The organism is Paenibacillus tepidiphilus (assembly GCF_008635795.1).
Taxonomy (GTDB): Bacteria; Bacillota; Bacilli; order Paenibacillales; family Paenibacillaceae; genus Paenibacillus_AQ; species Paenibacillus_AQ tepidiphilus.
Map to the genome: position 1 here is coordinate 124,606 of NZ_VWRQ01000021.1, position 10,159 is coordinate 134,764.

Sequence of the window (10,159 nt, forward strand, 5' to 3'; positions counted from 1 at the left end):
TTATGATGCATGTAATATTAAAAAAGTGAGTATTGATCGAAGATCATCAATTTTTTATTGTTAAATTGGAGGTATCAATCATGGAAGAGCGGCATGAAATCATTAATTTCAGCAACATCGTCCCGATCAAGATCTTTATGCACAAGCTCGGTAGCGTTCCGAAGCACTGGCATCAAAGCCTGGAACTGCTCTATGTTCTGTCCGGCAGCGTTCAACTCGTGGTGGGTGACCGGTCATTCACCCTGGAAGAAGAAGACCTGTTCCTGATTAACAGCAACTCGGTCCATGAACTTCAGGCTGGAGGCTGCGTGCTGGTCGCGCTGCAGATTAACCTGTCCAAATTCGGACTTCCCCAGGAGCAGCTAAACGATCTCTATTTTGACCTCAGCACCAAGACCGGAGACAACCATCAGGGCTTCCTGGCCCTGAAAAGAATCATCGCCAATCTGATTCAAGACAGCCATATCCTTGATGAGGCGGCGAGCTTCCATATTAAATCTCTGGCTTATGCCCTGCTCTCCGAGCTGATTCAGCATTTCAAGGTGGAGAAGAATTCACGCGATATCACCTCCCAGAAGCATTTGACCCGGCTCTCCCGTATCATGAATTATATTAACGATCATTACAGGGAACAGCTCTCGCTGACCCGGATCGCCGAAGAAGAATACCTGTCTGTCCCCTATCTTTCCGCCTTCTTTGAGAAATATATGGGCGTGAACTTTACGGCTTACTACAATGATGTGCGCCTCTCGCATGCCGTTAACGAATTGATCAGCTCGGATAACTCTGTTGAAGAAATTGCACAGAAGCATGGCTTTTCGGATTCGCGTTCCTTTGTAAGGGCGTTTAAGAAAAAATACAGTATGCTGCCCAGCCAGTACCGGAAGCAGCTACCCTCTGGCTCCATGCTGTCTTCCGGGTCTCCGTTATCCGCTTCCGACCATCTCGTCAATTACCTGGAGTTCGATCAGCACAATTATCTTCATCAAATTGCCAAGTACCTGGACAAGCCGGAGAACAGCTCAGGCCTGCTGCAGCGGAGCAACCGTTACCTTCAAGCCGAAGAGATTGATTGCAGCAGCCCCGGCAAGGCGCTGACCCATACGTTCAAGACCTTCACATCCGTGGGACGGGCCAAGGAGCTGCTGCTGGCTGATGTGCAGGAAATGCTACGCACGCTTCAGCGGGAGGTAGGCTATGAATACATCAAATTTCACGGTCTGCTCTCAGACGATATGCTGGTTTGCTCGGTGGATGAGAACGGCAAATGGCATTTCAACTTCGTCTATGTCGACAAAGTCATGGACTTCCTGTTGTCCATCGGGCTCAAGCCGCTGATTCAACTCTCCTTTATGCCTGAATCACTGGCCAGCCAGCCCGGCAAGACTGTATTCGCCTCCCGCTTTAATACCAGCCCGCCAAAGGACATCAAGCTCTGGAACCGGCTGGTAACCGAACTTGTTACTCATTTGCAGCAGCGGTACGGAAGAACCCGAGTCTCCGAATGGCTCTTCTGCGTGTGGAACGAGCCGGATACCTCCAGCCAGATGTTTGGTTTTGGCGACGACAGTCTCTTTTATGAGCTGTATCTGAATACATATCATTCCGTGAAGGCATGTGATTCTACGCTGCGTTTCGGTACGCCTTCGCTGCTGATGACCTCGGATTACAGCATCGGGTGGGCAAGGGATTTTATCCGCTGGACACGGAAGCATGAATGTGTACCCGAGTTTCTGAACCTGCATTTCTATGCCGATAACTTCGATAACTTCGATCTGCATACCAAGCAGTTCACTACCTACACCGGCAAATTGAGCGAAGACGCGCACCGGTTCCATGCTTTTATCGACCGTGTGAAGGAAGTAGCCGCAGAAGAAGGCATGGATACTCTGCCCATCTATATGACAGAATGGAATTTGACGGTGTCGCACCGCAATCTGATCAATGATACCTGCTTCAAGTCTTGTTATCTGGCCAAGAATCTGCTGGAGAACTATGACCGCCTAGACAGCTTCGGTTATTGGGTATTGACCGATCTGATTGAAGAAACCCAGCACCGCAGCGAGATCTTTCACGGCGGGCTGGGCTTGTTTACCTACAATGGAATCAAGAAACCTCATTATTATGTGTTTCAATTTATCAACCGGCTGGGCTCTCAGCTGCTGGCGCAGGGGAACGGATATTTTGTCACCCGCAGCGGACCCTCCATCCGAATCATGCTGTATAACTATGAGCATTATAATAAGTTGTTCGCTTCCGGAGAGCTGTTTAATATGACCGCAATCAACCGTTATACGCCCTTCCCGAGCCATTCCAGCCTGGAGATGTCCATCCCGCTGAAGAACCTGCCCGAAGGGCGGTGCGTGATTAAAGAGTATGTCATTAACCGGAAATCGGGAAGCAGCTTCGATAAATGGATGGAATTCGGCGCTATGCCCCTCCACAGTGCAGAGGATCTGGATCTGCTGAGCCGCTCCTCCGCACCGGCTCTGAAAATAAGGGAAGCAGAAGTCGCCGGAGGCGAGCTGATGTACACGGCAACGCTTGAGCTGCTGGAGGTACGCTACGTAGAGATCCTGTTGGAAAGTTAATCATGCTCATTGCCATTTCTTGATATATGAAATTTCCCGATCAGCACTTCAAGCTGACGGGATAGCCCCGTCTGGGCTGCCGCTGCTGCCGCAATGCCATCCATGGAATCCGATTGCGCCTGGGCTGTCTCGTTAATTGCCTGCAGACGGTCCATCGCAGCTATGGATACATCCCGCATATCATGGATGGAAGCAGAAATCTCATCCGCACCGGCGGAAATTTGCTCAGCGGCTGCGGACACCGCTTCAATCTGCCCGTTCATCCCTTGAACCAGCTGAACAATCTGTGCGAACGCCGCTCCTGTCTGGTGAGTGATCTGTACCCCGCGCTCCGTTTCTTCCATGCCTTTATCCATGGATTGATAGGTGCGGACAGACTGATTATGAATACTATTTACAAGATCCGCGATCTGTCCGGCAGCTGCTGCCGTCTCTGCAGCTAATTGCTTCACTTCTACAGCCACTACAGCGAAGCCCTGGCCTTGCTTGCCGGCACGGGCTGCTTCAATTCCGGCGTTCAGTGCCAGAATGTTCGTCTGTTTCGCCATATCCGCAATGAATTGGCCTATGGACTGAATTTCGCCGGCCCGTTCCAGCAGCTGCCGCACCTCCTGCCCGGCAACATTTAAGTATTGATGAATGCCCTTCATCTGCGCCTCATTAGTTTGAACGTGCTCCGAGCCTTGTCCGACTGCATGCATAACGCCTCCGAAGTGCTCGGTCATTGCAGCAGCGGAGACGGCAATAAGCCGGATACTGCCGCTGATTTCTTCGGCTCCTCTGGCCGAATGCTCTGAATCCAACGCTTGCTGGCGGGAGTGATCCGCTATTGTGGACACTGCTGCGGAGATGTTCTTGGCATCCTGTGCGGTATGGGCTGATAGCCTGTCCATCATGGCCGATGTGCCCACCGTCTCTTGAACAGTCGACTCGATATTTCGGATCAGCAGGGAGAATTCATCCAGCATCCCGTTAATACTGCGTTGCAGCTGCCCGAATTCATTGTTAATGCGGACATCTAAACGCTTCGATAAATCGCCAGTTGCCACGTTCCGCATAAACGAGGATAAAGACAGGACGGGACGCAGCAGGATACGGGAGAAGAACAGTGCAATGAGTGCAACTATTAAGGTTGTAACCGTTATCATTATTAAAGACAGCCGCTTGGCCTGTGATGCTTCGGCGAGGAGAGTATCCGTATCGCCTGTAACTACCACTTTCCAGCCCGTTCTCTCCACCGTTGCAAAAGATGAAAATACATGCTCATCCCTGGTGTCATCCTTGTAGGTTAATGTCCCCTGCCGCTCTGTCAGCACATGCTCATTGAATTCCGCTGCGGCTTCAGCGTTCAACGTTTCACTCACAGATACTCCGATCATCTGTTCATCTTGATGGGCGATATAAGTTCCTTTGGATGAAAGCAGAAAAATATCGGCTCCGGCATCCTGCTGGGAGGCTTTGAGATCTTTTAGGAGGATATCGGCTTTCATAACTGAGAACAGATTTCCTCGATATGTACCTTCTTCATTCCGCAGAGGAACAATGATGATGATCAGATTGTTCCCCCCGGAGGGCATAACGTCTGTAATTTGAACATTCTCAATAGATTTGAAGTTATTATTCTCGCCGGCAAAGTCCGTAACCACTCCGTCACTTCCATAAGAGATTCCGTCCGCATTCGTGTAGGAAAATGAGATATTCTCCGGGTCCGTTGTTTTCAGTGTTTTTAATAAGGGAACAATTTTTCCGGTATCACCTTCTAGAAGAAGTTCACGGTTGCGGCTGCTGATTTCCTCGATAGTACCAATCTTTGCATTCAGCCAATTGTTCATGATGACGGCATTGGATTCCGCCATTTGCAGCTGTTTCTCCTTGACCTGGCCCGTTAGTTCGCGGTCGTAGCCGGAAATTAGCCAGTACGTAGAAGTCATTAAAGGTATAACAGCAATGGCAAGCAGCATTACAATGATTAACATTTTGATTGAATATTTTTTCACAGACAATACTCTCTCCCTTATCACCGTTTGCATAAAAGAAGCACTTGCAACCCGGAAGGAATTTGACAAGTGCTTCGCTTTATTGTTGGAGCTACAGTCCGTAACGGCGGATCAAATAAGTCGGCGTACAGCTCCAGGCATGGCAGTAGCTGTTAATCAGATAACTGCCGTAAGGTGAAAATGTTTTATTGGCCGGGTCATACAGCTCCCAGAATGTATCTGCTCCGTCGGCAAGCATCCCGCCCCAATAGGCCTTCAGATGAGCAACAGCCTGCTCCCGGCAACCTGAAACCAGTAAAGCTTCCACCAGATGATGATGCATGTATGGAGTGGACAAGCCGATTTCAGGCGGAGTATTGAGCAGGCGGAGCATCAGCTCTTGATTGGCTCCGGCAGGCATCACTTCTGCGAGTACAAACCAGACTTGGCTTGCCCAGGACACCTGACGCTGCTCACCGCTCACGAACCAGTTCTGTTCGGCGTCCCATAGATGCTTCAGTGCCGCCTCCTCAATGACAGACAGTTGCTCCGCCAGACGATCGGCACTCTCACACCCGACCCACACTGCCATTTGAATGGCGCGTTTAAGTGCATAGATCAGAATAGCCTGAGAAGGTGCTTGCTTGTTCAGATCCATATGCCAATCAATGAACGACCACCAGGTAGGCCGGTCCTGCACGATTCCCCGGTCATCCAATTGCTCGAGAGCAAGCTCCACCTGTCTTCTTGCCGTAGGCCACAAGGCCCGCAGTGTTTCTTCGTCCTGGGAAGCCGTATAATAATCGAAGAGAGAAGTGGTAAAGAACAGTGAATAATCGAACAGATACGTATCGTCGGCGATCAGCGTCGGCTCAATAAACAAGTTGGCCGAGACATTTCCCTTCTCGTCCGGAACTCCTGCGAACAGGTACAGGCAGCGTTTGACCAGATCGTAATTACGGAAGGTCTCGTAATTAGCCAACGCCTGCAGGCGCAGATCGCCCAGCCAGAGACGGCGGTCGCGTTTGGGCCCGTCTTCGAATACCTCCTGCATGCAGTCTTCCAGCGTCCGGATGCTGACACGGTCAATCCGCTCCAGCTCATCATCCGGGTGATGCAGCGCCTCTACCTGCGAAGCGTCGGCAGAAGTTACAATCGTGCAGGAGATATTATCAAGGATCGCACGGTATTTCATCGAAGAGGCCAGAACCTCGAACTTCACGTAACGGAAGCTGTACCGGCGGGGCAGCTCAATCCGCTTCGGAAGCACATCTATCGTCAGCGTCTCTTCCTGCAGCCAGGAGCTGCTGATCCAGCCTTCATACTCGGAGAACGGCTCGGCCATCTCCACCGGCATCTCGCCCATGGTAAGCTTCAATTGCAGCGGCGCATCCGGCGGGCTGCCGACGGAGGACACATCAAAGGCGAGATATCCGACCCGGTGATCCCCGAAATCGAGAATCACGGAATCCCCCTTCCCCAGTTCCTTGGCGGAGAGTAAAGCGGGTTCTCCCGCAGCTTCCGCCCTCCATCCATGGATGACGGCTTCATCCCGTACTACATTGACCAATTGTGCCGCTTCTACCTTCCGCTTCAAGAGCGCAGGCTTAAGGCGCTCCGCTTCCTGAATGAATTCTTCATTAGGTTTAATAACAACAGACGCTGCCTGCATTTTAGGTTCTTCCATGATTGTTCCTCCTTAAGGTATGAATCAGATTGATTAACACATCAGCCTCACCAATGCTCAGCCCATTTGTTTGACTTCCTGCAGCTCCTGCAGTATCTTTGGATACTCCTTGTCGAGCCTGTAGAACCACAGAATAACGGCACATAATGCACATAAAATGGCCGGCAGGAAGATGTACAGGAACTGGATAGCCTGAGAAGCGGCTCCCGACAAAGCGGTTTGCCCGCCGACATAACCGCTGAAGGCTAGAATCCAGCCCACCAGTGCACCGCCGAAGCCGGTGCCCGTCTTCCCTCCGAAGCTGGAAGCACTGAAGATCAAGCCTTCGGTACGCATACCGGTCTTCCACTCACCGTAATCCACAGTATCGGCTGTAAAAGCAAAAATCGTGCCCATCAGCGGCGCCTGGCCAAGCGCTTTAACAACGGTTGAGATCATGACTACGGTTAAATTATCCGGGTCAATCATCGGAATAAGACTGCCGATAACCATTAGCACCATCCCGGTTAGTGCTGCATTTCGTTTGCCGAACCGTTTAATGACCGGCGCAAGCAGCAGCAGACCAAGCATCATGGGTATCAACTGCACAATAGACAGCAGCCCGACCAAATCCTTGTTGCCAAGCAGATATTGGGCATAGTAGACATTGACCGCTGAGGTTACTGCCTGCATTCCATAAAAGAGCGTATTCAAGAGCAGGATCATCACCCAGTATTTGTTGCGGAACAATGCCCCCAGTCCGCGTTTGAACGGGATAGGCTTCTCCACGACAGCCGGACGCACACGTTCCTTGGTCGTGAGGAACGTAATGATAAACATGATGACCGCGATGGACCCGAAAGCCCCGAAGGTCCAGGTCCAGCCGTGTTTGCCGCCGCCGAATAACTCGACAAATTTCAAGGTGCCGGTGGAGACAATCAGAATACCGATCAGGGTCATGACCATACGGAAAATATTCAGCAGCGACCGTTGGTACGGGTCCTGGGTGATCATGGAGCTGAGTACACCGTATGGAATATTAATGGCCGAATAAATAATATTGATCAGCAGATAAGTGACATAGGCATAAGCCAAAGCCCCGGCTGCACTCAGATCAGGAGCAGTGAACAGCAGCACCCCCGCTATGCCGAACGGAATACACATCCATAACAGCCATGGACGGGCTTTACCGTAGCGGCTCTTAGTACGGTCAACCATTGTGCCGACACCGACATCGACAAATGCATCCAGAACGCGTGCAATCAGAAACATGGTGCCAACCGCACCGGCTGCGAGCCCTGCAACATCCGTGTAGAAATAGGTCACAAACATGGACATGGCTGTCCAGATCAGATTGTTGGCCATATCACCTACACCATAACCAAGCTTTTCTCCGAAACTGATCCTGGCTAAGGAATTATCCTGCGGACCACCGCTTCTTATTCCGTTTTTCACAGCTTCCAATCTTCTCCACCTCATCTGTCTAAAGATCTGCCTCATTTATATTAAAGCGTTTTCGACAACAAGGGACAATTGCCTAAGCACGTTTCTTTTTATCCTTTTTACAGGTATACTGGTTCTGCATAGAATATTGGCTAATAAGGAGGAGAAGCGGCCTGAACTACCAAGAGCTTGACCTTCATTTGCGCAGCATTAACCCGGTTGAAGAACAGCAAAGAATTACCGGGGTAAATATCAACGATGTATGGCCGCTGGATTGGCAAGGCACCAATAATGAGTATTTCCGCATGCCGGACGATGTCTTCTTTCAGGAGGGCCCCATTCACATCCGCAAGCATAACCGCTTTGCGCCTATGCCGCTGCATCTTCATAATTTTATAGAAATGAATTACATTTACTCCGGAACTTGCATTCAATGGATTAATGGACAGCGGATTGTACTGGAGAAAGGTCAGGTCTGCCTGCTGGATACAGAGGTTCTGCATAGCATAGAGCCCATGGGCGAGAATGATATTCTTGTCAATATTCTGATGAAGCCCGGTATTTTCACCAATGCGTTAAGCCGATTCAGTGAGAAGGGCATCTTGTCCCATTTTATGGTCAATGCGCTGTCCGACAGTACGAACCATAACCGCTATATCCTGTTCGAATCCCAGGCACACGAGCATTTTCATATGTTTATGCGGAATATGATGTGTGAGGCGTTTGAACCTCAGCTCTATTCCCATGAGATGATTTACCAGTACATGATGATCAGTTTAACCGAATTGATGCGGGTGTTTACGTATCACACCAATCAGGAGAGCCACCCGGATGCGAAATTTAATCTGATTCAAATCCTTAAATATATCGAGCAAAACTACAAGACCTGCTCATTGGCAGAGCTGGCCGGTATATTCAATTACAATGTCAATTATTTGGGCAATCTGCTGAAGAAGAAGACAGGGAAAACCTTCATCGAGCTGATCAAAACTCAGCGCATGCTGCATGCCTCATCGCTTCTGGCTAATACGAACACCAGCATTGAGGAGATCGCTCATGAAGTGGGCTATCAAAGCCTGGGATTCTTCTACCGAACCTTTGTGGAGCACTTTAACTCAACGCCGGCAAAGTACCGGAGACAGCAGATGAAATGGAATGAATAAACCGGAAGGAAGGAGTAGCGCTTATCGGCGCCAAATAAAAACATGCCTAAGACAAGCCTCGCCGCGCAAATCCTGCACAATTCACTGGAATTGCCCGTTGTACATTTTGACCGGCAAGGAAATTCCCTGGAGCAGCTCAGTGCTGAGTCTGCATACCCCCACTCTATGCATAATCGGACAGAACAGTTATGTTTATCCGGCGATACACCAGACAGGCCGGTGATCCGAACCCTGGAATACGGAGAGACGTTCATTGTGCTGCCGGAATCTTCCGGGGAACTCCTCCACAAGTGGACAATCATCGGTCCATTCCAATTATCCATTCATGGATTGCCATATATTGATGCCAACTCCTCCTCCTTACCTTTGCCTGTCATTTCGCAAAAAAAAGCAACTCATTACGCGCAACTGGCAATGTATATGTTGTACGGGAAGGAGCTCGAACTATCGGACGTTGCCTTTGAAAACAGCGGTGAAACGCCGTTAGAAGCTCCTAATGTCTCGGAGTCATCGTTGAGCCGCAGCCTCTCCAATCAAAGAGAAGAGCTGCGGCTGCACCACCCGTCCGACTGGTCCCAGGAGATGATGCGCTATATCAAAGAGGGACGCGCGGCCGATCTGAGTCTATGGTTTACCGACTTTAACCGGGCAAAGCTGGGGACGACCTCTATCCGCAGTCCGCTGCGCAACCAGATCAACCTGGCGATTTGCGGAATCACTCTGGCGACCCACGCGGCTATCGAAGGCGGAGTACACGCAGAAATCGCCTATACCTTAAGTGATTTGTATATCCAGCAGGCTGAAGCCTGCAGTAATGACGGAGAGATCAGTAAGGTTATTTATCAATGCTATTTTGATCTTGTGGAACGGGTAAGGGATAATCAATTGTTGCGCTATTCCAAGGTCATTAACCTTTGCCGTGAGTACATCTATAATCATATCTACGAAGCGCCCTCTCTCAGCGAGCTGGCTGCCATCGTCAACCTGCATCCGGAGTATTTATCCAAGCAATTTAAAAAGGAAGTCGGCGTGCCGCTTGGCGTCTACATCGGACAGGAACGGATTGAGGAAGCCAAGAAGCTGCTGCTGTATTCGGAGTTATCTTTGACGGATATCTGCAGCCGGCTCAAGTTCAACGACCAAAGCCATTTCATCAAAAATTTCCGCAAGCATACCGGATGTACTCCCAAGCAATTCCGTTCCCGCGGCTATTCCGTATAATCCGCTAGAGTAAAGGGCTGAATAAATTCAGCCCCTCCTCATCAAACCGTACGTGAGGTTTTCCCTCATACGGCTTTCCGATGTTTGTCATTCATGGGC

Annotated in this window: 6 protein-coding genes; 3 read left to right on the forward strand and 3 right to left on the reverse strand. The window is 50.1% G+C overall.

The annotated features are described in order from the left end of the window. The first annotated feature begins 80 nt into the window (after positions 1-80). Positions 81-2,591 (forward strand): GH39 family glycosyl hydrolase, encoded by a 2,511-nt coding sequence (locus F1379_RS23305; protein WP_150274489.1) that lies wholly within the window; start codon positions 81-83, stop codon positions 2,589-2,591. On the opposite strand, the gene F1379_RS23310 is transcribed toward F1379_RS23305, so the two are convergent. The 3 genes from F1379_RS23310 to F1379_RS23320 all read right to left on the reverse strand — a co-directional run bounded on the left by F1379_RS23310 (position 2,588) and on the right by F1379_RS23320 (position 7,733). After that, a complete protein-coding gene (locus F1379_RS23310) occupies positions 2,588-4,588 on the reverse strand; it encodes a methyl-accepting chemotaxis protein (protein ID WP_162551263.1) in 2,001 nt (666 codons plus the stop codon). The two genes, F1379_RS23305 and F1379_RS23310, sit on opposite strands and share 4 nt — an antisense overlap. A gap of 91 nt (positions 4,589-4,679) precedes the next feature. Beyond that, positions 4,680-6,254: an alpha-L-rhamnosidase-related protein gene (locus tag F1379_RS23315; RefSeq protein ID WP_150274493.1), complete on the reverse strand. Its 1,575-nt coding sequence runs from the start codon at positions 6,252-6,254 to the stop codon at positions 4,680-4,682. Positions 6,255-6,311: 57 nt separating this feature from the next. After that, positions 6,312-7,733 carry an MFS transporter gene (locus F1379_RS23320; protein WP_420850524.1) on the reverse strand — a complete coding sequence of 474 codons (1,422 nt, stop codon included), beginning with the start codon at positions 7,731-7,733 and terminating at the stop codon, positions 6,312-6,314. A 143-nt stretch (positions 7,734-7,876) separates the two neighbouring features. On the opposite strand from F1379_RS23320, the gene F1379_RS23325 reads away from it, so the two are divergent. After that, the gene (locus tag F1379_RS23325) at positions 7,877-8,839 is read left to right on the forward strand and encodes an AraC family transcriptional regulator (RefSeq protein WP_150274497.1); all 963 of its coding nucleotides are present in this window, start codon (positions 7,877-7,879) and stop codon (positions 8,837-8,839) included. 513 nt (positions 8,840-9,352) lie between these two features. Then, positions 9,353-10,060, forward strand: coding sequence for a helix-turn-helix domain-containing protein (locus F1379_RS29885; protein ID WP_162551264.1), 708 nt, complete (start codon positions 9,353-9,355; stop codon positions 10,058-10,060). Positions 10,061-10,159 lie beyond the last annotated feature (99 nt).

What these genes read in the sequence shown, in the direction of transcription:
- F1379_RS23315 (WP_150274493.1), bottom strand. Translation starts at nt 6,254, where the DNA reads ATGGAAGAACCTAAAATGCAGGCAGCGTCTGTTGTTATTAAACCTAAT.
- F1379_RS23305 (WP_150274489.1), top strand. Translation starts at nt 81, where the DNA reads ATGGAAGAGCGGCATGAAATCATTAATTTCAGCAACATCGTCCCGATC.
- F1379_RS23320 (WP_420850524.1), bottom strand. Translation starts at nt 7,733, where the DNA reads ATGAGGCAGATCTTTAGACAGATGAGGTGGAGAAGATTGGAAGCTGTG.